The 22,261-nt window shown below is 74.5% G+C and carries 23 protein-coding genes; 10 read left to right on the top strand and 13 right to left on the bottom strand.

Going from position 1 to position 22,261, the window contains the following annotated elements; translation table 11 throughout:
• Positions 1 to 17: 17 nt before the first annotated feature.
• Positions 18 to 1,043, bottom strand: coding sequence for a non-homologous end-joining DNA ligase (gene ligD, locus ACTMS2_RS10255; protein ID WP_441175205.1), 1,026 nt, complete (start codon positions 1,041 to 1,043; stop codon positions 18 to 20).
• A gap of 47 nt (positions 1,044 to 1,090) precedes the next feature.
• Between ligD and msrB the strand changes: the two genes are divergently transcribed.
• Positions 1,091 to 1,504, top strand: a complete 414-nt coding sequence (gene msrB / locus ACTMS2_RS10260; protein ID WP_441175206.1) for a peptide-methionine (R)-S-oxide reductase MsrB — start codon at positions 1,091 to 1,093, stop codon at positions 1,502 to 1,504.
• A gap of 53 nt (positions 1,505 to 1,557) precedes the next feature.
• Here the strand turns inward: msrB and ACTMS2_RS10265 are convergent, their stop codons facing one another.
• From ACTMS2_RS10265 to ACTMS2_RS10275, 3 genes are all read right to left on the bottom strand, one after another.
• Complete coding sequence (locus tag ACTMS2_RS10265) at positions 1,558 to 2,127, bottom strand: DUF305 domain-containing protein (RefSeq protein WP_441175207.1); 570 nt, start codon at positions 2,125 to 2,127, stop codon at positions 1,558 to 1,560.
• 68 nt (positions 2,128 to 2,195) lie between these two features.
• The gene (locus ACTMS2_RS10270; RefSeq protein ID WP_441175208.1) at positions 2,196 to 2,960 is read right to left on the bottom strand and encodes a lytic polysaccharide monooxygenase; all 765 of its coding nucleotides are present in this window, start codon (positions 2,958 to 2,960) and stop codon (positions 2,196 to 2,198) included.
• Between the two features lie 121 nt (positions 2,961 to 3,081).
• A complete protein-coding gene (locus tag ACTMS2_RS10275; RefSeq protein ID WP_089001358.1) occupies positions 3,082 to 3,357 on the bottom strand; it encodes an isoamylase early set domain-containing protein in 276 nt (91 codons plus the stop codon).
• Between the two features lie 161 nt (positions 3,358 to 3,518).
• On the opposite strand from ACTMS2_RS10275, the gene ACTMS2_RS10280 reads away from it, so the two are divergent.
• The 3 genes from ACTMS2_RS10280 to ACTMS2_RS10290 all read left to right on the top strand — a co-directional run bounded on the left by ACTMS2_RS10280 (position 3,519) and on the right by ACTMS2_RS10290 (position 5,459).
• Complete coding sequence (locus tag ACTMS2_RS10280; protein ID WP_089001359.1) at positions 3,519 to 3,779, top strand: Prokaryotic metallothionein; 261 nt, start codon at positions 3,519 to 3,521, stop codon at positions 3,777 to 3,779.
• A gap of 37 nt (positions 3,780 to 3,816) precedes the next feature.
• Complete coding sequence (locus tag ACTMS2_RS10285; RefSeq protein WP_441175209.1) at positions 3,817 to 4,275, top strand: GNAT family N-acetyltransferase; 459 nt, start codon at positions 3,817 to 3,819, stop codon at positions 4,273 to 4,275.
• Between the two features lie 110 nt (positions 4,276 to 4,385).
• Positions 4,386 to 5,459: a lytic polysaccharide monooxygenase auxiliary activity family 9 protein gene (locus tag ACTMS2_RS10290; RefSeq protein WP_441175210.1), complete on the top strand. Its 1,074-nt coding sequence runs from the start codon at positions 4,386 to 4,388 to the stop codon at positions 5,457 to 5,459.
• Positions 5,460 to 5,528: 69 nt separating this feature from the next.
• Here ACTMS2_RS10290 and hemQ read toward each other — a convergent pair whose 3' ends face one another.
• The 3 genes from hemQ to hemE are packed head-to-tail and all read right to left on the bottom strand — an operon-like array spanning position 5,529 to position 8,739.
• The gene (gene hemQ / locus ACTMS2_RS10295) at positions 5,529 to 6,230 is read right to left on the bottom strand and encodes a hydrogen peroxide-dependent heme synthase (RefSeq protein WP_101414747.1); all 702 of its coding nucleotides are present in this window, start codon (positions 6,228 to 6,230) and stop codon (positions 5,529 to 5,531) included.
• A complete protein-coding gene (hemG, locus tag ACTMS2_RS10300) occupies positions 6,227 to 7,636 on the bottom strand; it encodes a protoporphyrinogen oxidase (protein ID WP_441175211.1) in 1,410 nt (469 codons plus the stop codon). The genes hemQ and hemG overlap by 4 nt, the downstream gene beginning before the upstream one ends.
• A gap of 5 nt (positions 7,637 to 7,641) precedes the next feature.
• Entirely contained in the window at positions 7,642 to 8,739 is a 1,098-nt protein-coding gene (hemE, locus tag ACTMS2_RS10305; RefSeq protein ID WP_441175212.1) for a uroporphyrinogen decarboxylase, read from the bottom strand.
• A gap of 181 nt (positions 8,740 to 8,920) precedes the next feature.
• On the opposite strand from hemE, the gene ACTMS2_RS10310 reads away from it, so the two are divergent.
• Positions 8,921 to 9,493 (top strand): DUF3000 domain-containing protein, encoded by a 573-nt coding sequence (locus tag ACTMS2_RS10310; protein WP_089001365.1) that lies wholly within the window; start codon positions 8,921 to 8,923, stop codon positions 9,491 to 9,493.
• A gap of 17 nt (positions 9,494 to 9,510) precedes the next feature.
• On the opposite strand, the gene ACTMS2_RS10315 is transcribed toward ACTMS2_RS10310, so the two are convergent.
• Positions 9,511 to 10,347: a hypothetical protein gene (locus ACTMS2_RS10315; RefSeq protein WP_441175213.1), complete on the bottom strand. Its 837-nt coding sequence runs from the start codon at positions 10,345 to 10,347 to the stop codon at positions 9,511 to 9,513.
• Between the two features lie 76 nt (positions 10,348 to 10,423).
• Entirely contained in the window at positions 10,424 to 11,620 is a 1,197-nt protein-coding gene (locus ACTMS2_RS10320) for a trypsin-like peptidase domain-containing protein (protein ID WP_441175214.1), read from the bottom strand.
• A 205-nt stretch (positions 11,621 to 11,825) separates the two neighbouring features.
• Here ACTMS2_RS10320 and ACTMS2_RS10325 point away from each other — a divergent pair, with 205 nt between their 5' ends.
• The 4 genes from ACTMS2_RS10325 to ACTMS2_RS10340 all read left to right on the top strand — a co-directional run bounded on the left by ACTMS2_RS10325 (position 11,826) and on the right by ACTMS2_RS10340 (position 17,872).
• Positions 11,826 to 13,154: a ribonuclease D gene (locus ACTMS2_RS10325; protein WP_441175215.1), complete on the top strand. Its 1,329-nt coding sequence runs from the start codon at positions 11,826 to 11,828 to the stop codon at positions 13,152 to 13,154.
• A gap of 259 nt (positions 13,155 to 13,413) precedes the next feature.
• Entirely contained in the window at positions 13,414 to 14,610 is a 1,197-nt protein-coding gene (locus ACTMS2_RS10330; protein ID WP_441175216.1) for a thiolase family protein, read from the top strand.
• Complete coding sequence (locus ACTMS2_RS10335; protein ID WP_441175217.1) at positions 14,607 to 16,676, top strand: 3-hydroxyacyl-CoA dehydrogenase NAD-binding domain-containing protein; 2,070 nt, start codon at positions 14,607 to 14,609, stop codon at positions 16,674 to 16,676. The genes ACTMS2_RS10330 and ACTMS2_RS10335 overlap by 4 nt, the downstream gene beginning before the upstream one ends.
• 158 nt (positions 16,677 to 16,834) lie before the next feature.
• A complete protein-coding gene (locus ACTMS2_RS10340) occupies positions 16,835 to 17,872 on the top strand; it encodes a hypothetical protein (RefSeq protein ID WP_441175218.1) in 1,038 nt (345 codons plus the stop codon).
• A gap of 53 nt (positions 17,873 to 17,925) precedes the next feature.
• Here the strand turns inward: ACTMS2_RS10340 and ACTMS2_RS10345 are convergent, their stop codons facing one another.
• The 4 genes from ACTMS2_RS10345 to ACTMS2_RS10360 all read right to left on the bottom strand — a co-directional run bounded on the left by ACTMS2_RS10345 (position 17,926) and on the right by ACTMS2_RS10360 (position 20,876).
• Positions 17,926 to 18,312 (bottom strand): VOC family protein, encoded by a 387-nt coding sequence (locus ACTMS2_RS10345; RefSeq protein ID WP_441175219.1) that lies wholly within the window; start codon positions 18,310 to 18,312, stop codon positions 17,926 to 17,928.
• On the bottom strand, positions 18,309 to 18,716 hold the full coding sequence (locus ACTMS2_RS10350) for a VOC family protein (RefSeq protein WP_441175220.1): 408 nt from the start codon (positions 18,714 to 18,716) through the stop codon (positions 18,309 to 18,311). The genes ACTMS2_RS10345 and ACTMS2_RS10350 overlap by 4 nt, the downstream gene beginning before the upstream one ends.
• 247 nt (positions 18,717 to 18,963) lie before the next feature.
• The gene (locus ACTMS2_RS10355) at positions 18,964 to 20,133 is read right to left on the bottom strand and encodes a sensor histidine kinase (protein ID WP_363897417.1); all 1,170 of its coding nucleotides are present in this window, start codon (positions 20,131 to 20,133) and stop codon (positions 18,964 to 18,966) included.
• Between the two features lie 74 nt (positions 20,134 to 20,207).
• Entirely contained in the window at positions 20,208 to 20,876 is a 669-nt protein-coding gene (locus tag ACTMS2_RS10360) for a response regulator transcription factor (RefSeq protein ID WP_441175221.1), read from the bottom strand.
• Between the two features lie 151 nt (positions 20,877 to 21,027).
• Here ACTMS2_RS10360 and ACTMS2_RS10365 point away from each other — a divergent pair, with 151 nt between their 5' ends.
• The gene (locus ACTMS2_RS10365) at positions 21,028 to 22,236 is read left to right on the top strand and encodes a peptidase C39 family protein (protein WP_441175222.1); all 1,209 of its coding nucleotides are present in this window, start codon (positions 21,028 to 21,030) and stop codon (positions 22,234 to 22,236) included.
• Positions 22,237 to 22,261 lie beyond the last annotated feature (25 nt).

The following is a 22,261-nucleotide window of genomic DNA, read 5'->3' on the forward strand; positions in this document are numbered from 1 at the left end:
GTGCCGGGGCGCGGCGGTCAGCGGGGGCGGTCGCGGTCCTTGGAGGGCTGCACGCGCTTCGGCTCGCCGGGCATCTTCGGGTGGTCCGGCGGGTAGGGCATGTCGCCCTGGCCTGCGGCGGCGTCCCGGTCGGCCCACTCCAGCAGCGGGGTGATGTCCCACCCGGTGTCGTCGATGCCGGCGTGCGGGTCGCCGCGCTCGGCCAGCCGGGCCGGGACGGTACGCAGGTCGAAGTCGTCCGGGTCGACGTCGGGCAGCTCGTCCCAGGTGACGGGGGTGGACACGGTGGCCCGGGCGTTGGCCCGCAGCGAGTACGCGCAGGCGATCGTGCGGTCGCGGGCCATCTGGTTGTAGTCGACGAAGACGCGCTCGCCCCGCTGCTCCTTCCACCAGGCGGTGGTCACCAGCTCCGGCCGGCGCCGCTCCAGCTCGCGGGCCAGCGCGATGGTGGCCCGCCGCACCTCGGTGAACGTCCAGCGCGGCGCGATGCGCAGGTAGACGTGCACGCCCCGGCCGCCGGAGGTCTTCGGCCAGCCGGTGACGCCCAACTCGTCGAGCAGCCCCCGCAGCTCGCCGGCGGCGGTCGCCGCGTCGGCGAAGTCCGTGCCGGGCTGCGGGTCGAGGTCGATGCGCAGCTCGTCGGGGCGGTCGACGTCGGCGGCGCGCACCGGCCACGGGTGGAACACGATGGTGCCCATCTGGGCCGCCCACGCCACGTGGGCCAGGTCGGCCGGGCAGAGCTCGGCGGCGCTGCGGCCGCTCGGGAAGCTGATGGTGGCGGTGCGCACCCACGGCGGCACGCCCCGCGCGGGCACCCGCTTCTGGAAGAACGCCTCGCCCTCGACGCCCTCGGGGAAGCGCTGCAACGTGGTGGGTCGATCACGCAGTGCGCGCATGATGCCGTCGCCCACCGCCAGGTAGTAGTGGAAGACGTCGCCCTTGGTGAAGCCGCGCTGCGGGAAGATCACCCGGTCGGGGCTGGTCAGCCGGACGTCGCGCCCGGCCACCTCGATCTGCTCGGCTGCGGCCTTCGTGCCACCCATTGCGCGACCATATGCCACACCCCCGACGTCCGACGTACCGTTGGCGGGTGAGTCTTGACGAGAGTGAACTGCCCCGTGCCGAGGAAGAGTGGCGGGTCCGGCTCAGCCCGGAGGAGTTCCGGGTGCTGCGGGAGGCCGGCACCGAGCGCCCGTGGACGGGCGAGTACGTCGACACGAAGACGCCGGGCACCTACCACTGCCGGGCGTGCGGCGCGCAGCTCTACCCCAGCGACACGAAGTTCGACTCGCACTGCGGGTGGCCCAGCTTCGACGACGCCATCCCGGGCGCGGTCAAGGAGATCGAGGACCGCAGCCTGGGGATGAGCCGCACCGAGATCCGCTGTGCCCGCTGCGACAGCCATCTCGGGCACGTGTTCCGGGGCGAGGGCTTCACCCCGAAGGACACCCGGCACTGCGTCAACTCCGTCTCCATCCGCCTGGAGCCGCGCGCCGACGCCTGAGGGCGTACGCCCCGGGTGTCCCCGGCGGGCGGCCGGGCCGCCGCCCGCCGGGGTCACGGTCGGGCCGGCGTCAGCCCGGCCATCAGCGAGACCTCGGCCGTACGCGAGCGTTCGACGCGTCCGGCGAGGTCGCGTACGCGCGGATCGGCGCCGACCGTCTGCTGCGCCCGGGCTAGGTCGGCGGCCGCCTCCTGGTGCGGGGCGAGCAGGTCGAGCAGGACGCGGTCTACCTCCCCGTCTGCAGCGGTCCGCAGGCGTGCCATGTCCTCGGCCGCGATCCCGTGCCCGTCGTGGTCGTGCCGACGGACGGCCTCGGCGGCCTCCGGCCCGGCGTCGCGCAGCCAGCCGCGCATCGTGGCGAGCTCGTCGGTCTCGGTGGCCTCGATGGCGGCGACGAGGGTGCGCAGCTTCCGGTCGGTGATCCGGTCGCGGCTGATCCGCACCATCTCCAGCGTCTGCTCGGTGTGCGCCGCCAGCGTGGCGAGGAAGACCACGTCGAGGCCGTTCATCCCGGTCCCGGTGCTCGCCGCGGGACCCGTCGGCGCGGGGGCGGGCGGCGCCGGGGCGCAGGCGGGGACCAGCAGCAGGGCGGTGAGCAGGACGACCGTGCGCAGCCGTCGCATGGCGTACTCCGATCCACAGAGGGGTGACGGGTGCGGCGGACGCCGGTGGGCGGGCCGCACCCGCGCGGTCAGACCTGGGTCCAGAGCGCCGGCACGTACGGCGGTTCCCAGCCGGGGATCGCGGTGTGCGCCTGCTGGCAGCGGTACGTCAGCCCGCCGTAGGTGACCTGGTCACCGACCTGGTAGGCCCGGCCCGCCGTCCAACTGCCGCCCGGGGCGGGCGGAGTGGTCGGGGCGGCGGTGGGGGTCGGGGCGGCGGTGGGGGTCGGGGTGGGCGACGGGGCCGGCGGCGTCGGGCTCGCGGTGGGCGACGGGTTGCCGCCCCCGCCGACCTGGAGGTCGACGCAGGAGTAGAACGCGTTGGCGGTGTCGGCGATGTTCCACACGGCGAGGACCTTCTGCCGCCCGGAGTAGCCGCCCAGGTTGACGGTGTGCGAGACGCTCGCCCCGGGCTGCTGCCCGCCGCCGCTGAAGACGGCCACCCGGGTCCCGCCGATGAAGTACTCCCAGTTGCTGGTGGCGTGCCGGGCGGTGTTGGTCCAGGTGAAGGTGACGGAGCTGCCGACCGAGGTGGCGGGCCAGCCCCGGCTGTCGTCGTTGAGCACGGCGAACTGGGCGATCCCCGCGTGGCAGCTACGCAGCCCCTTGGGCCCCTCGACGCTCTGCGGCTCGTACTTGATCTGCCCGCAGTCGGGGACCCGTCCCTGCGCGCAGAGCGCCTGGCGGCTCGGCGGGCCGGAAACGTAGCCGTGGGCCTGGGCGGGCGCCGCGACGGCCAGTGCGGAGACGACGGCGCCCGTCGCCACGAGCGGGATCGTGATTCTTCGGCGCATGGTGGCAGCTCCTTCGGACTTAAGCCTGGTGAGGTGCCCTCCAACATAAATTAAACCTTGTTAACAGTAAAGACTCCTGTCGATAGGAACATCGAACGGAACGAGCACGCAGCGTGACCGGTCAGAGCAGCAGCAGGCTGCCCCGCTCGTCCACCCGGTCGGCGGACTCGTCGTCGAGCCACACCCCGCCGGTGGCGAGGTAGCGGAAGCGGTGCTCCCCCGGGCCGAGCCGCACCGTGACGGTGCGGGTGCCGTCGCGGCGCGGGACGAGCTCGTGCCGCCCCGGCTCCCAGCCGTTGAAGGAGCCCACCACGCTGACCGGGCCGGGCGGGGCGTCGCGGGGCAGGCTGAAGGTCACCCGCACCTGGTTGCCGAAGAGCTTGTTCCGCTTGATCATGTCGTGTTCCTCCGGGGTCGTACGCGGTCACCGGGTACAACGCCCGACACGCCGGGGGCGACACGCCGCCGGACCCGGGTGACCTGGGCGGTTTCGCCCGTCCGGCGACGCGCGATGCCGCAGGCTGGGGCAAAGGTGTCCGCGTTTCGGGGGGTTCTGTCGTGGCGACGTGCGAGGTCTGCGGTAACGAGTACTGGATGGCGTTCGAGGTGCGGACCGTCAGCGGCGACGTGCACACCTTCGACTGCTTCGAGTGCGCCGCGCACAAGTTGGCGCCGATCTGCGAGCACTGCCAGGTCAAGATCGTCGGGCACGGGGTGGAGGTGTCCGGCCGGTTCTTCTGCTGCGCGCACTGCGCCCGCGCCGAGGAGGGCACCCAGGGCGCCGAGATCCGCGACGCGGTCGGCGCCCGCCCCGCCTGACGCCGGCGGGACCGGGGGCGCGGCCTACCATCGCGGGGTGCCGCAGACCCCCGTGACGAGGGCCGCCTCGTTCGCCGACCTCGACGCCCGCACCTTCCACGACCTGCTCCGGCTCCGCATCGACGTGTTCGTGGTGGAGCAGGAGTGCCCGTACCCGGAACTCGACGGACGCGACGTCGAGCCGGAGACCCGGCACCTCTGGCTCGACGACGGCGGCGCGCCCCTGGCGTACCTGCGGATCCTCGCCGACCCGGGCGGCGTGGCGCGGATCGGGCGGGTGGTGGTGGCGCCGAAGGCGCGCGGCGGCGGCCACGCGGGCCGGCTGATGGCCGCGGCGCTGGAGCTGGTCGGCGACCGGCCCTGCGTGCTGGAGGCCCAGTCCCACCTGGTCGGCCTCTACGCCCGTCACGGCTTCGCCGTCGCCGGCCCCGAGTACGTCGAGGACGGCATCCCGCACACCCCCATGCGGCGTGAAAGCATTGACCAGAGCCGATAGATGTGGGAGCCTCCGGGCAGAGCCGTCGCGGAAGCCACGCAGCGCGCACGGGAGGGGCAACTCCCGCGCCGTCCGGGCGTCGTCGTCCGACCTCTCCCCCCGGGGGCTCCATGTCCACTCAACTTCGATCATCCCGCCTGGCCTGGCTGCTCGCCGTCGCGGCGACCGCCGTGCTGCTGCTGACCACCGCCCTGGCCAACCCCGTGTCGGCGCACGGCTCCGTGGTGGACCCGGCGTCACGCAACTACGGCTGCTGGCAGCGCTGGGGCAGCGACTTCCAGAATCCCCGGATGGCCACCGAGGACCCGATGTGCTGGCAGGCCTGGCAGGCCAACCCGAACGCCATGTGGAACTGGAACGGCCTGTTCCGCGAGGGCGTCGCCGGCAACCACCAGGCCGCCATCCCCGACGGTCAGCTCTGCTCCGGCGGCCGCACCGAGGGCGGCCGCTACAACGCCCTCGACACGGTCGGCGCCTGGAAGACCGCCCCGGTCTCCAGCAACTTCCGGGTCCGCCTGTACGACCAGGCCAGTCACGGCGCCGACTACATCCGGGTGTACGTGACGAAGCAGGGCTTCGACGCACTCACCGAGCCGTTGGGCTGGGATGACCTGGAACTGGTCGGCCAGATCGGCAACACCCCGGCGTCGGGGTGGAAGCCGGAGCCCACCGGCGTGTCCATCGAGATCCCGGCGAACGCGCCGGGGCGGACGGGGCGGCACGTCGTCTACACCATCTGGCAGGCCAGCCACCTGGACCAGTCGTACTACCTGTGCAGCGACGTCGACTTCTCCGGCGGGCCGACCAACCCGCCACCGACGACGCCGCCGCCGACCACTCCCCCGCCCACCACGCCGCCGCCCACCACGCCGCCGCCGGCCGGGGCCTGCACGGCCACCTACCGGGTCGTCGGGCAGTGGGGCGGAGGCTTCCAGGGTGAGGTGACGGTGACCGCCGGCGGCGGCGCCGTCAAGGGCTGGTCCGTGACCTGGACCTACGCCGACGGCCAGCAGGTCACGTCGGCGTGGAACGCGACCGTCACCACCAGCGGCACGCGGGTCGTCGCCCGCAACGCGGCCCACAACGGGTCGTTGGCGCCCGGGGCGAGCACCACCTTCGGGTTCCTCGGCTCGTGGTCCGGCACGAACGGCACGCCGACGCCCACCTGCACGACCGTCGTCTGATCCGCACCGGGACCCCGGCCGGGGCCCCGTCCCACTCCCTCCGGGACGCGACCCCGGCCGGCCCGCGCGTCAGACCAGGCAGTTGACGATGTCGGCGACCGAGCGACGGCGGCCGGTGTAGAACGGGATCTCCTCCCGGACGTGCCGGCGGGCGCCGGAGCCCCGCAGGTCGCGCATCAGGTCGACGATGCGGTGCAGCTCGTCGGCCTCGAACGCCAGCATCCACTCGTAGTCGCCGAGCGCGAACGAGGCGACCGTGTTGGCCCGCACGTCCGGGTAGCCGCGGGCCATCTTGCCGTGCTCGGCGAGCAGCTCGCGCCGCTCGGCGTCCGGCAGCAGGTACCACTCGTAGGAGCGGACGAACGGGTAGACGCAGACGTAGGAGCGCGCCTCCTCGCCGGCCAGGAACGCCGGAATGTGGCTCTTGTTGAACTCCGCCGGCCGGTGCAGCGCCATCTGCGACCAGACCGGCGTGAGCGCCCGCCCCAGCGTCGTGCGGCGGAACCGCAGGTACGCGTCCTGGAGGTCGTCGCTGGAGGCGGAGTGCCACCAGATCATCAGGTCGGCGTCGGCGCGCAGCCCCGAGACGTCGTACGTGCCGCGGACCACCACGTCCTTGCCGGCCAGCTCCGCGAAGAGGGCCTCGACCTCGCCGGTGACGTTCTCGCGCAGCGACGGCAGCGGGCTGCTGGCCCGGTACACCGACCACATCGTGTAGCGGATGCTGTCGTTGAGTTCCCGCAGCCGGGCCGCGTTGGTCTGCTCGGTCATGTCCCCGATCCTCCCAGTGCTGTGATGATCTCCTCGGCCGCCGTCTCGCCGGAGCGGACGCAGACCGGGATGCCGACCCCGTCGTACCCGGCGCCGGCCAGGGCCAGCGTCGGGTGGCCCGCCCGCAGCGCCGCCCGCGCGGCGGCGACCCGGTCGCCGTGGCCCGGGGTGTACTGCGGCAGCGACCCGCCCCAGCGCTGCACGTGACCGGCGACCGGCGCGGGCAGCGGCACGCCGAGCACCGCCGACAGTTCCCGGTGCACGGTGGCGGCCAGGTCCTCGTCGGTGCGCTGCACCTGCCGTTCCTCGCCGTAGCGGCCCACGGAGGCGCGGACCAGCGCCAGCCCGTCGGTGCGGCGCAGGTGGCCCCACTTGGTAGTGAAGAAGGTCGACGCCTTGATCAGCAGGCCCTCGGTGCTCGGCACCAGGAAGCCGGACAGCTCCGGCAGTTCCGGCTCGGGCAGCGCCAGGGTGACCAGCGCGACGCTGGCGTAGTCCAGCCCGCCGACGCCCTCGGCCACCCGCGGCGCCCAGCCGGCGAGCAACCGGGCCGCCGGGCGGGCCGGCACGGCCAGCACCACGGCGTCGACGTCGACCAGCTCCGCGTCCCGGGTGGAGCCGACGGTCAGCCGCCACCCGGGGCCGGCCGGCGTCAGCTCGCGGACCGCCGCGCCCCGCCGGACCGTCGCCCCGCTGGCCGCCGCCGCAGCCTCGACCAGGGTGCTGAGCCCGCCGGCCAGAGTGCCGAAGACCGGCGCCCCGGGCGCGCGGGGGGCCGCCGCCTGCGCGGCGCGCACCGCGCCGACCAGGGTGTGTTCCACCCGGGCGGCCCGGGCCAGCGCCGGCATCGTGGTCACCAGGGACAGGTCGTCCGCCCGACCGGCGTAGACGCCGCCGAGCATCGGGTCGACCAGCCGGTCGACCACCTCGGCGCCGAACCGGGCCCGCACCAGCGCGCCGACGGAGACGTCGTCGTCCGCGCCGAGCAGCGGACGGCCGGCGTCGGGGTCGGCGTCCGCCGCCGGGCGCGCGACCGTGGTCACCCGCTCCAGGTCCCCGGGTACGCCCACCAGCGTGCCGCCCGGAATCGGGCGCAGCCCGCCGTCGACGACGAGCGCGGCCTGCCCGACGGTGGGGTGCACGATCCGCTCGCCGAGGCCGAGCCGGCGGACCAGGGCCACGGCGGCGGACTCGCCCCCCGCCGGGTCACGCATCAGGAACGACTCGGCGCCGAACTCCACCGGTGAGCCGGCCAGCTCGCCGGTGCGCAGCTTGCCGCCGAGCCGGCCGGACTGCTCGTACACCGTGATCTCGGTGCCGGCGGGGGCCCGGTCGCGCAACCGGACCGCCGCGGCCAGCCCGGCGATCCCGCCGCCGACCACCGCCACCCGCCACGGCGCCCGCATGCCGCTCAGCCCCGGTCGCCCGACTGGGCGGACAGCTCGTGCACCAGGGCGACCACCCGGGTCAGCACGTCGGGGTCGGTCTCCGGCAGCACCCCGTGCCCCAGGTTGAACACGTGCCCGGGGGCGGCCCGGCCCTGCTCCAGGATCCGCCGCACCTCGGCCTCGACGACCGGCCACGGCGCGAACAGCACGCACGGGTCGAGGTTGCCCTGCACCGCCCGTTCCGGCCCGATCCGCCCGGTCGCCACGTCCAGCGGCGTACGCCAGTCGACGCCCACCACGTCGGCGCCGGCCTCGCCCATCGCGGCGAGCAGCTCGCCGGTGCCCACGCCGAAGTGGATCCGGGGCACGCCCGCGTCGGCCAGCCCGGCCAGCACGCCCGCCGAGTGCGGCAGCACGAAGCGGCGGTAGTCGGCCTCGGACAGCGCACCGGCCCACGAGTCGAACAGCTGCACGGCGGAGACCCCGGCGGCCACCTGGACCCGCAGGAACGCCAGCGTCACCTCGGCCAGCCGGCCGCAGAGCGCGTGCCACAGCTCCGGCTGGCCGTACATGAGGGCCTTGGTCTTCGCGTGGGTGCGCGACGGCCCGCCCTCGACCAGGTAGCTGGCCAGCGTGAACGGCGCGCCGGCGAACCCGATCAGCGGGGTGTCGCCCAGCTCGGCGACGAGCATCCGCACCGCCTCGTCCACGTAGGAGACGTCGTCGCGGGTGATCGGCCGGATCCGATCCACGTCGGTCAGGGTGCGTACGGGCTCGGCGACCACCGGGCCGGTGCCGGGCACGATGTCGAGGTCCACCCCGGCGGCGGCGACCGGCACCACGATGTCGCTGAACAGGATCGCGGCGTCCACCCCGTGCCGGCGTACCGGCTGGAGGGTGATCTCGGTGACCAGGTCGGGGCGGCGGCAGGACTCCAGCATCCCCACGTTGGCCCTGATCGCGCGGTACTCCGGCAGCGACCGGCCGGCCTGGCGCATGAACCAGACGGGGGTGTGCGGGCCGGGCTGGCGACGACAGGCCCGGACGAAGGGCGAGTCGGCCGGACCGCCGGGACGGGGGTCTTCGTCTCGGGCGTCGGCGCCCGTCGTCGTGGTGCTCATCGCGGCCATCGTGCCACGCGGGACGCGGCCGGCAGCGGGCACCGCCGCCTTTTGTGACCCGGTCGGCCCGGCGGGGCGCGGGTACCGAGGGACCCCTGTCCCAGGCGGTAGGGGGTCGCGGCGTGGGCGGCCTCGGCGCGCCTCTCGGGCGGGCGGGTGGCTTGCGGCATAGGCTGCCGGCATGGCCCCCCCGATCGCGCTCCCGGAGACCTTCGCCCGCGCGGTCACCGGGCTGCGGTCCGCGGCGCCCCGGTCGGAGATCGTGCTGGAGGAGGTCGGCGCCCCGCAGCGACTCGCCCCGTACGCCTTCGCGCTCTCCGCCACCGTCGGACGCGACGGCGACGAGGTGGCCTCCGGGCGGCTGATCCTGCTGCACGATCCGGCCGGCCACGAGGCGTGGCAGGGCACCCTGCGGCTGGTCACCTACGTGACGGCGGAGCTGGAGGTCGACCTGGCCGCCGATCCGCTGCTGCCGGGGGTGGGCTGGACGTGGCTGACCGACGCCCTGGAGGCGCAGGACGCGCGGCACCGGGCGATCGGCGGCACGATCACGCAGACCCTGTCGACCCGGTTCGGTGACCTGGCCGGCCCGCCGGCGGCCGGCGACATCGAGATCCGCGCCTCCTGGACGCCGGTCGACGACGACCTCGGCCCGCACCTGCTGGCGTGGTGCGCACTGCTGGCCTCCACCGCCGGGCTTCCCCCGCCCGGGGTGACCGCGCTGCCGGAGCGTCGCCCCGCCGGCGCGGCCTGACCCCGGTTCGGGTCACCTCACAGATACTTCTCGGCCTCGTTGCAGACCTTGTCCATGCCCTGGATGGCCTTGTCGTAGGCCGACTTGTTGCCGTTCGCCGCCGCGGCGAGCGCGGTGGTCAGCTTGTCGAGGCAGCTCGCGATGACCTTCTTCTGCCGGGCCTGCTCGTCCCGGTCGTTGCGGGTGCCCGTGAGGTCCTGCTCGGTGTCGCCGAGCTTGTCCCGGACCGCCTGGAGATCGGTCTTGAGCTTCTCGATCTCCTTGCCGTTCGCCGCGATGGTGCCGTCGCGCTGGCTGACCTCGCTGGCCATCTTCTTCTCGGTCCGGTCCAGCTCGTTCGTGGTCGACACGAACAGGCCGGTCATCACCCCGCCCAGGACGAAGAGCAGCCCGGCCACGACCGCCAGGATCAGCACCTTGTGGCTCTTGCCGGGGCCACTCGGCGCGGGGGCGCCGAAGGGCGGGGCGGAGCCGGGCGGCGTGGACATCGGCTGCCCGAAGGCCGGCCCGGAGGCCGGGGGGACCGACATCGGCTGTCCGAAGGCCGGCCCGGAGGCCTGCCCGGCGTGGGGCGACGCGCTGCCGGGGCCGTAGCCGGGCGACGCCGGCGGCGCGGACTGCGGGTAACCGGAGGGCCCGGCCGGCGGCGCGGACTGCGGGTAGCCGGCGGGCGGGGCCGGGTTGTACTGCTGCGGGGTCGCGGCGTACTGCTGGCCGGCGTCCGGCTGTTCGGGCGAGTACTGGCGCGGGCTGCCGTAGGTGGTGCCGTGCGGGGCGCCGCCCGACGGCGGCTGACCGGGCGCGGCCGGCGGGTACGGCGGGTAGCCCTCCGGCCCGGTCGGTGGCTGGGACATTCGTTCTTCCTCCACGTGTGCTGGTCCGGGCGGCATGCTCCGCCGGGCCGAGGGGGTGGGTTGGGCGCTGACGGGGTCAGCAGATCTTGAAGCCGTCGCAGGCCACCTTGATGGGTACGGCGAGGCCGATCCCCTCGGCGTTACGGGCCTTGGCGGTGGCGATGCCGACGACCTGCTTGCTGCCGTTGATGACCGGGCCGCCGGAGTTGCCGGGGTTGATCGGGGCGTCGAACTGGATGACCGGGCCCTCGCCGCCGCCGGCCTGACGGAAGGCGCTCACGACGCCGGTGGTGACACTGTCCTCCAGGCCGAGCGGCGCGCCGACGACCACGATCTGCTGCCCGGACTTCACGGCGGCGGGCGCGGCGACCAGGCCGGTGAACTTGCCGTTGGTGCGCAGGTGGGCCACGTCGTTGGCCTCGTCGACCCGGACGATGGTCGCCGGGAAGCGCTGGTCGGTGCGCTCCAGGAAGACCTCGCGCTCGCCGGTCTGCCAGAGCGCGTCCACCACGTGGTAGTTGGTGAACAGGTTGGTGCCCCCGCCCGCGGCCGGCTTGCCGATCGCGAACGCGGTGCCGGTGGAGTTGCCGGCCCGGACCCGGAACACGCTGGGCAGCACGGCGCTGGCGACGGCCTCCGGGTTGAACGCGGCGCCGGCCTGCTTCTCCAGCGCCTCCGCCCGGGACTCCAGGCCCTCGAGCCGGGTGCTGTCGGCCGCCTGCCCCGCCGCCACCTTGCTGTCGGTGTCGCCCAGCCGGTTCGAGAGGCGGTTGATCTGGTACGCCTGCACGCCCGTCACGACGGCGAGCAGGCCGGCGAGCACGAGCGCGGCGACGGTGAGCCCGCGCCCCCTCGTCGCCGGGGCGGGGTAGGGCTGGCCCGGTCCGGGACCCTGGGGGTGGCCCGGGGTGGCGACGCCCGACGGCACGGGCCCGGACGCGGGGGGCCAGGCGGGCCCCGGCGGGTTCCCGGGCGGTGTCGACGGGCCCGGGGTCGTGGACGGCGCGCCGCCCTGCCGCCAGCCACCGGCGTGGGGCGTGGCGGCCGGGGCGGGCGCGTTGGCCGGGGCCGCGCCCCACTGGCCCGGCTGCGCCGGCGGCGACCAGCCGGGTCGGGCGGGCGCGGGCTGCCGGGGGGCGCCCGGCGGCAGGTACGCGGGGGCGGCCGGCTCGATGCGGGGCGGCAGCGGCCCGGGACGGGCCGTCCCCGGCGGGAACCCGCCGTCGCCCGGTCCCGCCGGGCCCGTGTCCGCCGACCCGTAGCCAGCAGTCATTCGCCTTGCCTCCCCGTAGACGCCCCGCTCCGTTCCGGGACCTGATGATGCCCTACCCGCGCAACGGCTCGATGGACCGTACCTGCGCCAACGGTCTTTGTCTTCCCCTATGTCCGGCTCCTGCGGGGACGCGTGGCGGTCGTCCCGTCGACACACACCGGACCGGCTTCACCCACCGCGTCGCGTCGCGCACTAGGGTTGTCAGGTGACCGACGAACCACCCCTGCGCCGTCGGCCCGCCGAAAGCCGTACGGGAAACGATGCGCCCCACCCGCCGTCGGCCCGACCGGAGCCGGAGGCCGCGGGGACCGAACCGACCGCCGACGGGCCCGTGCCGCTGACCGCGCCGCGCGAGGGCACACCCCAGCCGGCCGCCACGCCCGACGAGCTTGCCGAGGTCGTGGCCCGCTTCGCGGCGGGCAGCGGCCCTGTCGCCCTGGACGCCGAACGCGCCTCGGGCTACCGCTACAGCCAGCGCGCCTACCTGGTGCAGTTGCGCCGGGCCGGTTCCGGTACGGCGCTGATCGACCCGTTGCCGCTGCCCGACCTGAGCGCCCTCGACGCGGTGATCGGCGAGGCCGAGTGGGTGCTCCACGCGGCCAGCCAGGACCTGCCCTGCCTGGCCGAGGTGGGCCTGCGCCCGCGCCGGCTGTTCGACACCGAACTGGCCGCCCGGCTGGCCGGATTCGAGCGGGTCGGCCTGGCCGCGCTGACCGAGCAGCTACTCGGGTTCAGCCTGGAGAAGCACCACTCGGCAGCCGACTGGTCGAGCCGCCCGCTGCCGGAGTCCTGGCTGACCTACGCGGCGCTCGACGTGGAGATGCTGGTCGACCTGCGCGACGCGCTCGACGAGGAGCTGACCCGGCAGGGCAAGTCCGCGTGGGCGGCGGAGGAGTTCGCCGCGCTGGTGCGCACCGGGGCCCGCCCGCCGCGGGCACGCGCCGAGCCGTGGCGTCGCACGTCCGGCATCCACCGGGTGCGCGGGGCACGGGCCCAGGCCCGCGTCCGTTCCCTCTGGTACGCGCGGGACCAGATCGCCGCCCGACGCGACGCCGCTCCCGGGCGGGTGCTGCCGGACTCGGCCATCGTCGCGGCGGCGGAGCTGGATCCGAAGGACGAGAAGACCCTGCTCACCCTGCCCGGCTTCGGCGGCCGCTCGGTGCGCCGGCTGGCCCGCACCTGGCTGGCCGCGCTGGACGACGCGCGGCAGTTGCCCGACGACGCGCTGCCGGTCGCCCCGACGGTCGAGGGTCCCCCGCCGCCGCACCGCTGGGCCGAGCGGGACCCGGTGGCGGCGGCCCGGCTGGCCCGCTGCCGGGAGGTCGTGGTCCGCGTCGCCGGCGCGCACCAGCTGCCGCCCGAGAACCTGATCGCCCCCGACTCGATCCGCCGCCTGGCCTGGGTGCCCCCGGAGGAGGTCACGGAGGCGACGGTCGCGGAGACCCTCCGGGGCCTCAACGCCCGCGAATGGCAGATCACCCTCCTCCTCCCCGCCCTCGCCGAGGCCCTCACAGACCCACCCCCCACCCCCTGACCCCCCAACCTCCCCGCCCCGCCTCCCCGTTGATCATGAAGTTGTCGTCGCCCGATCCGGTGTGTCGGCACGACAACTTCATGATCAACACGCCGGTCGCTGGCAGGGTGGTGTGGGGTGGGCCACACGGGGGCGGGTGCCGGCGATGGTTACTGGCGAGTAGCATCCGGGGGAACACGCCCGTGCCGGCGACCTTCGTTCGGTCCGTAGTGCCGCCCGTCGGCGCGGCGGCCGAATCGTGGTCGAAGAGGAGGCTCAAGTGCCCCGTGAAGTTCGGGATGTCGTCTTCGTCGACGGCGTCCGTACCCCGTTCGGCAAGGCGGGTGGCATGTACGCCAACACCCGCGCCGACGACCTGGTGATCCGCTGCATCCGCGAGCTGCTGCGCCGTAACCCGCAGCTGCCGCCGGAGCGGGTCGAGGAGGTCGCGATCGCCGCCACCACCCAGATCGGCGACCAGGGCCTGACCATCGGCCGGACCGCCGCCCTGCTGGCGGGCCTGCCCAAGACCGTCCCCGGCTTCGCGATCGACCGCATGTGCGCCGGCGCCATGACCGCGGTGACCACCGTCGCCAGCGGCATCGCCATGGGCGCCTACGACGTCGCCATCGCCGGCGGCGTCGAGCACATGGGCCGCCACCCGATGGGCGAGGGCGTCGACCCCAACCCGCGGATCGTCGCCGAGAAGCTGGTCGACCCGTCCGCGCTGGTCATGGGCGCGACCGCGGAGAACCTGCACGACCGGGTCCCGCACATCACCAAGGAGCGCACCGACGCGTTCGCGCTCGCCTCGCAGCAGAAGACCGCCAAGGCGTACGCCAACGGCAAGCTCCAGGACGACCTGGTGTCCGTGGCGGTCCGCGACGAGGAGAACGCCTGGGGCATGGCCACGGTCGACGAGGCGCCCCGGGACACCTCGCTGGAGAAGCTCGCCACCCTGAAGACCCCGTTCCGCCCGCACGGCAAGGTCACCGCGGGCAACGCGGCCGGCCTGAACGACGGCGCCACCGCCAGCCTGCTCGCCTCCGAGGACGTCGCCCGCGAGCTGGGCCTGCCGGTCGCCATGCGGCTGGTGTCGTTCGGCTTCGTCGGCGTCGAGCCCGAGGTGATGGGCGTCGGCCCCATCCCGTCGACCGAGAAGGCGCTGCGCATCGCCGGCCTGACCATCGACGACATCGGCCTGTTCGAGCTGAACGAGGCGTTCGCCGTGCAGGTGCTCGCCTTCCTCGACCACTTCGGCATCGCCGACGACGACCCGCGGGTCAACCCGTGGGGCGGCGCGATCGCCATCGGGCACCCGCTCGCGTCCTCGGGCGTGCGGCTGATGACCCAGCTCGCCCGGCAGTTCGCCGAGCACCCCGAGGTCCGCTACGGCGTCACCGCCATGTGCATCGGCATCGGCATGGGCGGCACGGTCATCTGGGAGAACCCGCACTGGGAGGGTGGAGACAAGTGAGCGCGCTCGCCGCACCGAACGAGGTCGTCACCCGGGCGCTGCTGCGCCAGGTGAACGTACCGGGGCTGGACCGGCCGGCCGCCCTGATCACCCTCGACAACGGCTTCGACCACACCAAGCCGAACAGCTTCGGCCCGGGCGGACTGACCAGCCTGGACGAGGCGATCACGGCCGCCCTCGCCGCGAACCCGGCGTTCGTCGCGGTCACCGGCAAGCCGTACGTCTTCTGCGTGGGTGCGGACATCACCAGCCTCCCGCAGCTCGCCGACCGCGAGCAGGCACTGGAGATCGGGCGGCTCGGCCACCGGGTCTTCGCCCGGCTCAAGGACAGCGAGGTCCCGACCTTCGCCTTCGTCAACGGCGCGGCGATGGGCGGCGGCCTGGAGCTGGCGCTGCACTGCCACTACCGGACGCTCTCCGGCGGGGTGGCGGCGCTGGCGCTGCCCGAGGTCTTCCTCGGCCTGGTCCCCGGTTGGGGCGGCACGCAGCTGCTGCCGAACCTGATCGGCATCCCGGCGGCGACCCAGGTGATCATCCAGAACCCGCTGATGCAGAACAAGATGCTCAAGCCGAAGCAGGCCGCCGAGATGGGCATCGCGGACGTGCTGCTGGAGCCGGCGGACTTCCTGGAGCGGTCCCTGGAGTGGGCGGCCGGCGTCGTCCGGGGCGAGGTCACCGTGACCCGGCCCGAGGTCGACAAGGACATGTGGGCGGGCGTGCTCTACTTCGCCCGGCAGACCCTCGACGCGCGGCTGCACGGCGCGGTCCCGGCCGCGTACAAGGCGCTGGACCTGCTGGAGACGGCGAAGGACGCCGACTTCGCCACCGGCACCGCCGCCGAGGACGAGGCCCTCGCGGACCTTGTCTTCTCCGAGGAGCTGCGCAGCGGCCTCTACGCGTTCGACCTGGCGCAGCGGCGGGCCAAGCGGCCGGCCGGAGCACCGGACAAGGGCCTGGCCCGCCCGGTCACCAAGGTGGGCATCGTCGGCGCCGGGCTGATGGCCAGCCAGCTCGCCCTGCTCTTCGCCCGCCGCCTCCAGGTGCCGGTCGTCATGACCGACCTGGACCAGGCCCGGGTGGACAAGGGCGTCGGCTACGTGCACACCCAGATCGAGAAGGCCGTCAGCAAGGGCCGGATGGACAAGGGCACGGCCGCCAAGCTGTACGGCCTGGTCAGCGGCTCCGTCGACAAGGGCGTCTTCGCGGACGCCGACTTCGTCATCGAGGCGGTCTTCGAGGACCTGGCCGTCAAGAAGCAGGTCTGGGCCGAGCTGGAGAAGATCGTCAAGCCGGAGGCGGTGCTGGCCACCAACACCTCCTCCCTGTCGATCACGGCGATGGCCGAGGAGCTGGAGCACCCCGAGCGGGTGGTCGGCTTCCACTTCTTCAACCCCGTGGCGGTGCTGCCGCTGCTGGAGATCGTCCGGGGCGAGCGCACCGACGACGCCACGCTCGCCACCGCGTTCGCGGTCGGCAAGCAGCTGAAGAAGTCGAGCGTGCTGGTGAAGGACGCCCCGGCGTTCGTGGTCAACCGGCTGCTCACCCGCTTCCTCGGCACCGTCTTCGCCGCCGTGGACGCCGGCACCCCGCTGGACGTGGCCAACAGCGCGCTGGACCCGCTGGGCCTGCCGATGCGCCCGCTCGCCCTGCTCCAGCTCGTCGGGCCGGCCGTCGCATACCACGTGGGCGGCACCCTGCACGCCGCGTTCCCGGACCGCTTCGGCGTCAGCGAGAACCTCAAGCGGATCGCCGACTCCGGTCAGCCCATCGTCGTCGACGACCAGATCAACGACGAGGTCGCCAAGCTGCTCGTGGTCGGCGACCAGCCGCTCACCGAGGAGCAGGTACGCCAGAACGCGCTCGACGCGCTGGCACAGGAGATCCGGCTGATGCTCGACGAGGGCGTCGTCGCCGAGGCGCAGGACATCGACCTGTGCATGATCCTCGGCGCGGGTTGGCCGTTCCACCTGGGTGGCGTCACGCCGTACCTGGACCGGACCGGCACCTCCGAGCGGGTCACCGGCCGCCGGTTCCTGCCGCACGGGGTGGCGAGCCTGCCCGCCTGATCCGCACCGCCCCCGCGTTCGCGGTGGTTGCCCCGTCCAGCTTGGATGGTGGTGGCCACCGCGATCGTCGTTGCGGCCGATACGGTCGGGATCGGGACAGCGGTACCGTGCCGTGGCTGGCTACGATCACCCGTTCGCAGACTCGCCTGGAGCTGATCATGTCCCAACCGCCGGTCGATCCCTGGTCCGGGCAGCCGGAGCACGACACGCACTACGACTTCCACCCGCCGCGGCCGGACGGCTACCCGGCACCGCCCCCCAGCGGCTGGACTCCCCCGTCCGGCGGCCAGCACCCGTCCGGCGGTCAGCACCCGTCCGGCGGCCAGCCCTCGCCGGGCGCAGGGTGGCCCGCCACGCCACACCCCGGCCCCGCGCCGACCCAGCCGTACCCCGGCCCGCCGCCGGCCCAGCCGCACCCCACCCAGCCCTACGGCGGCTACCCCGTCACGCCCCAGGCCGGCTTCCCCACCAGCCCGTACGCGGGCTATGCGCCGCCGGCGCAGGGCGCGGGCCAGCCGGCGAGGCCCCACCAGCTGATGCTGACCCTGGGCCTGGTCGGGCTGCTGGTGCTCTGCCTCGGCGGCGGCGGCATCGCCTACCTCGCCTACGAGGGCGATCAGGGCGCCGACCCCCGGCCCAGCCCAAGCGCGTCCCCGACCGCGTCGGCGTCGAGCGCCACCCCGAGCGCCGCCACGTCGTCCGAGGCCGCCCCGTCACCGGAGTCGTCCAGCGACGCCCCGCAGATCCGGGTCGTCACGCCGGAGACGCTCGCGGGCCGCCCGAAGAGCACCGAGCCGACCCTGCGTAAGGCCGCCGACGACATGGTCCGCGAGCTGCGGACCTCGGTACGCGGCGCGACCGGCGTAGCCGGCGCCTTCTACGGCAGCGCCGACGAGCGGAACATGGTCATGGTGATCGCCGCCTCCACCTTCGTGCTCAATCCGGAGCGGGAACTCGACGACGCGATCAAGGGCATCTCCAAGGACCTCGCCGTCACGAAGATGACCACCATCGCCCCGGGACCGCAGGGCGGCCTGGCCAAGTGCGGCGACGGCGAGTCCGCCGGCGTCCCCCTGGGCGTCTGCGCGTGGGCCGACCACGGCAGCGTCGGCATGATCGTGATGTTCTTCTCCTCCGCGGCCGCCTCGGCGGCGGAGTTCGTCGCCATCCGCAGCCAGATCGAGCAGAAGTACTGAGCCGTACGGCGGTGCGCGGGGGCCCGTCCACGACGTGGACGGGCCCCCTCGCGTCAGCCCGCCGTGGCGGCCCGCTCGGCGGCGCTGCGCAGCACGCAGAACTCGTTGCCCTCCGGGTCGGCGAGCACCACCCAGCCCGAGCCGTCGGCGCGACGCTGGTCGGCGACCTGGGTCGCACCGATGGCCAGCAGGCGCGCCACCTCCTCGTCCCGGGTGCGGTCCGCGGGCTCCAGGTCGAGGTGGAGGCGGTTCTTCACCTGCTTGCCCTCGGGCACCGCCACGAAGAGCACCTCCGGGCCACCCGGGGGCAGCAGCATGGCCTCCGGGTCGCCGGGGAAGTCGTCCGGCTGGCGGGGGCAGTCGAAGACCTGCGCCCAGAAGCCGGCCAGCGCGTACGTGTCGCGGCAGTCGATGCTGACGTTGTGGATCCGTGCGCTCACGGGTGTTCCTCCTCGATGGTCGTACCCGCCCGCTCCGCCGCGCCGCGCAGGACGCAGAACTCGTTGCCCTCCGGGTCGGCGAGCACCACCCAGCCCGTACCGTCGGCGCGCCGGCGGTCGCTCACCGCGACCGCGCCGAGGCCGAGCACCCGCTCGACCTCCTGCTCCCGGGTCCGGCCGGTCGGTCGCAGGCAGACGTGCACCCGGTTCTTGACCGTCCTGGCCTCGGGAACCCGCTGGAAGAAGACGTGCGGGGTGGAGTCGTCCGGGGGCAGCAGCACCGCCTCCGGATCGCCCGGGGCGTCGTCGGCGTGCCGGGCGTACCCGAGCACCGCCGACCAGAAGCCGGCGAGGGCGTAGGTGTCGTGGCAGTCGAAACTGATGTTCTGGATCCGTGGATACACGGGTTCCTCCGCTAGGGATGGAGGCGCCCCGCGTGCGTGAGAGTCAGCCGGCGAGACGGGGCGCGGAAGTCATGACGGTGGACATCGACGCACCCCCCTCCGGTCCTCGAGCTGACGGCATGATCCTTCCACCGGGCCGGCTCCCGCCGCAACCCCCACGGCGCGAGCCGCACCCCCGCAGCGCGAGCCGCACCCCCGCAGCGCGAGCCGCACCCCCACGGCGCGAGCCGCAAACCCCGCCGGCCCGTCAGCGACGGGCCGCCGGCTCCTCGGCGGTGATCGCCGGTGCGGCCTCCGCCGCCGGCAGGGTCACCGTGACCTCCAACCCCCCGCCGGCCTGAGCGATCACCTTCACGGTGCCGCCGTGCGCGTCGCAGACCGCCCGGACGATGGAGAGCCCGAGACCGGAGCCGCGTGCGCCGGTACGCTCCCGGCCGCCGCGCCGGAACGGCTCGAACAGGCCGGGCACGTCGGCCTGGTCCACCTCGAAGCCGGTGTTGCCCACCACCAGCCACGACCGGCACCCGTCCGACCCCGTACGCACCCAGAGCCGGCCGTGCAGATGGTTGTAGCGGATCGCGTTCTCGATCAGGTTGCCCGCCAGCCGGTCGAGCAGCCCGGGATCGCCGACGACAGGTGCGGACTCCAGCGAGGTCTGCACCCGCAGCTTGATCCGCTCCACCTCCCGGCGTACGGCCGACAGGGCGTTGGCGGTGCCGGCGGCGAGGTCGCACTCGGTGCGCCGGCCCAGCCGGCGGCCCGCCTGGGCCTCGCTGCGGGCGAGCACCAGCAGGGCGTCGACCAGCCCGTTGGCCCGCTCGGAGGCGTCCCGGACCACCATGGCCATCCGGCGGTACTCGGCCGCGTCCGCCTCGTCGTCGCTCAGCGTCACGTCGATCTCGGTGCGCATCACCGCGAGCGGGGTCCGCAGCTCGTGCGAGGCGTTCGCCACGAACCGCTTCTGCGCCTCGAACGCGGCGGCTATGCGGTCCAGCATCTCGTCGAAGGTCTCCGCCAGCTCCGCGACCTCGTCGTCGGCGCCCGAGTAGCCGATGCGCTGGTCCAGCGTGGTCTCGCCGAGCCGACGGGCGGTGGCGGTGACCTGGTGCAGCGGGCGCAGTGCCCGCCCGGCGACCGCGTACGCGCCGGCCACCCCGACGACGCTGATCGCCAGCAGCGCCACCAGCCCCTTGACCAGCAGCTCCCCGCTGGCGGCGTCCACCAGCTGACGCTGCCACTGCGCGGCGTCCAGCGACCGGCCGTCGGCCAGCACCACCGTGGTGCCGGGCAGCAGCTCGTCGGTCGGTCGCAGCGCGTCGCGGACCAGCAGCCAGGCCAGCAGCACCAGGATCGCGCCCGCGCCGACCAGCAGCACCCCGTTGAGCAGGGTCAACCGCAGCCGCAGCGTGGGCCGCAGCCGGGCCCGCCGGCTCGTGGCGTCGGCCCTCGTCCGCGACCGCCCGGCCTTCAGCGCCGGCTCGCTCCGCGCGCTCACGCCGGCGTCTCCGCCGTGCGGTAGCCCGCGCCGACCACCGTCTCGATCAGCGGCGGGTCGCCGAGCTTCTTGCGCAGCGTCATCACGGTGACCCGGACGATCGTGGTGAACGGGTCCGTGTTGGCGTCCCAGACCCGTTCCAGCAGCTCCTCGCTGGAGACCACCGCGCCGCGCGCCTTGAGCAGCTCGCAGAGCACGCCGAACTCCTTGTTGGTCAGGTCGATTGGCTGGCCGCCCCGGGTGGCCACCCGGCGGGCCGGGTCGAGGACCAGGTCGGCGAGTTCGAGCACCGGCGGCGCGGCCGGGGTGGCCCGGCGGCCGAGGGCCTGCACCCGGGCCACCAGCTCGTCGAAGGCGAACGGCTTCGGCAGGTAGTCGTCGGCCCCGAGCTGCAACCCCTCCACCCGGTCGGCGACGGTGCCGCTGGCCGTCAGCATCAGCACCCGGGTCAGGGTGCCGGAGGCGGCCAGCTCCGCACAGATCTGGTCGCCGTGCACGCCGGGCAGGTCCCGGTCCAGCACCACCACGTCGTACCGGGTGACGAACGCCATCTCGTGGCCGCTGTCGCCGTCGTAGGCGACGTCCACCGCCATGCCCCGCTTGCGCAGCCCCCGCGCGATCGCGTCGGCGAGGTTGCGCTCGTCCTCGACCACCAGTACCCGCATCCCGGCCTCCTCGCGCCCCTGACCACTGACAACCTAGTGGCGGTAGCCAAACCGGTCCGCACCCGGCGTCCCCGGCCGACCCCGTTGCAGAAAACCTTCGTCGTACGCAATGCTCTCGGCACCAAGCTTCGTGCGACGGACGGGGAGACGCATGACCGACGCGGCGCCGACGATCCGGCGGGACGTCACCTACCGGGGCTTCCGCCTCCCCGACGACGCCGGGCTGGGCGACCTGTCCGGGCTGCGCGCGGGCGGGCGCGGCCTCGAACTGGCCGAGCCGGCCGACCGGCTCGAACACACCGACGCCGACGGCCGCACCCGCCGGTACGCGGCCGGTAGCTGGACGTCCCCGCCGGTGCCGGTCGGCTTCGCCGTACGCGACGTGGTGCCCTCGTGGACCGGCGACACCCCCGGCGACTGCTGGCTGCGCGTGGAGCTGCGCGGCTGGCACGACGACGCCCCGGCCACCGGGTGGTACGTCCTCGCCGACTGGGCGGCCGACGACCACGCGATCCGCCGGACGACCGTACCGGGGCAGCGCGACGCCGACGCCCGGGTGGACACCGACACCCTGCTGGTGACGGACGCGACGGTCACCGGCTGGCAGGTGCGGGTGACCCTGCTCCGACCGGAGGACGCCGACGGGACCCCGGTGCTGCGCGCGGTCGGGGCGGTCGCCGCAGGCCCCCGCCCGGCGGCGACGACCGGACCGTCCCGCCCGGCCAGGGAGGACGCCCCGCCCACGGCCTGGGGCACCGTGCTGGACGTGCCGCGCTACTCGCAGCGGCTGCACGCCGGCAGCCACCCGCAGTGGGGCGGCGGCGGAGACTCCTGGTGCAGCCCCACCTGCACCTCGATGGTGCTGGCCTTCTGGGGTGCCGCCCCGGCCCCGACCCGGTACGCGTGGGTGGCCCCGGCCGGCCCCCGCCCGGTGGTGGTGCACGCCGCACGGCACTGCTACGACCACGCCTACGCCGGGGCCGGCAACTGGGCGTTCAACACCGCGTACGCGGGCCTGCACGGTGTGGACGCCTTCGTCACCCGGCTGCGCTCACTGACCGAGGCGGAGGCGTTCGTGGCCGCCGGCATCCCGCTGATCGTCTCCGCCGCGTTCACCGCCGGCCAGGTGCCCGGGCTGGACTACGACACCGCCGGGCACCTGATGGTGCTGGTGGGCTTCACCGACACGGGTGCTCCGGTGCTCAACGACCCGTACGCGCCGGACGACGACGCGGTGCGCCGGATCGTCGACCGGGACCGCTTCGAGGCCGCCTGGCAGGGCGGCAGCGGCGGGGTGGCGTACGTGCTCCGGCCGCCCGGCGTGCCGCTGCCCCCGGCGCCGGAGCAGCCCAACTGGTGACCCCGGCACCGCAGCCGGCACACCG

This window comes from Micromonospora sp. SD12, assembly GCF_052068495.1.
In the GTDB taxonomy this organism is placed as follows: domain Bacteria; phylum Actinomycetota; class Actinomycetes; order Mycobacteriales; family Micromonosporaceae; genus Micromonospora; species Micromonospora echinofusca.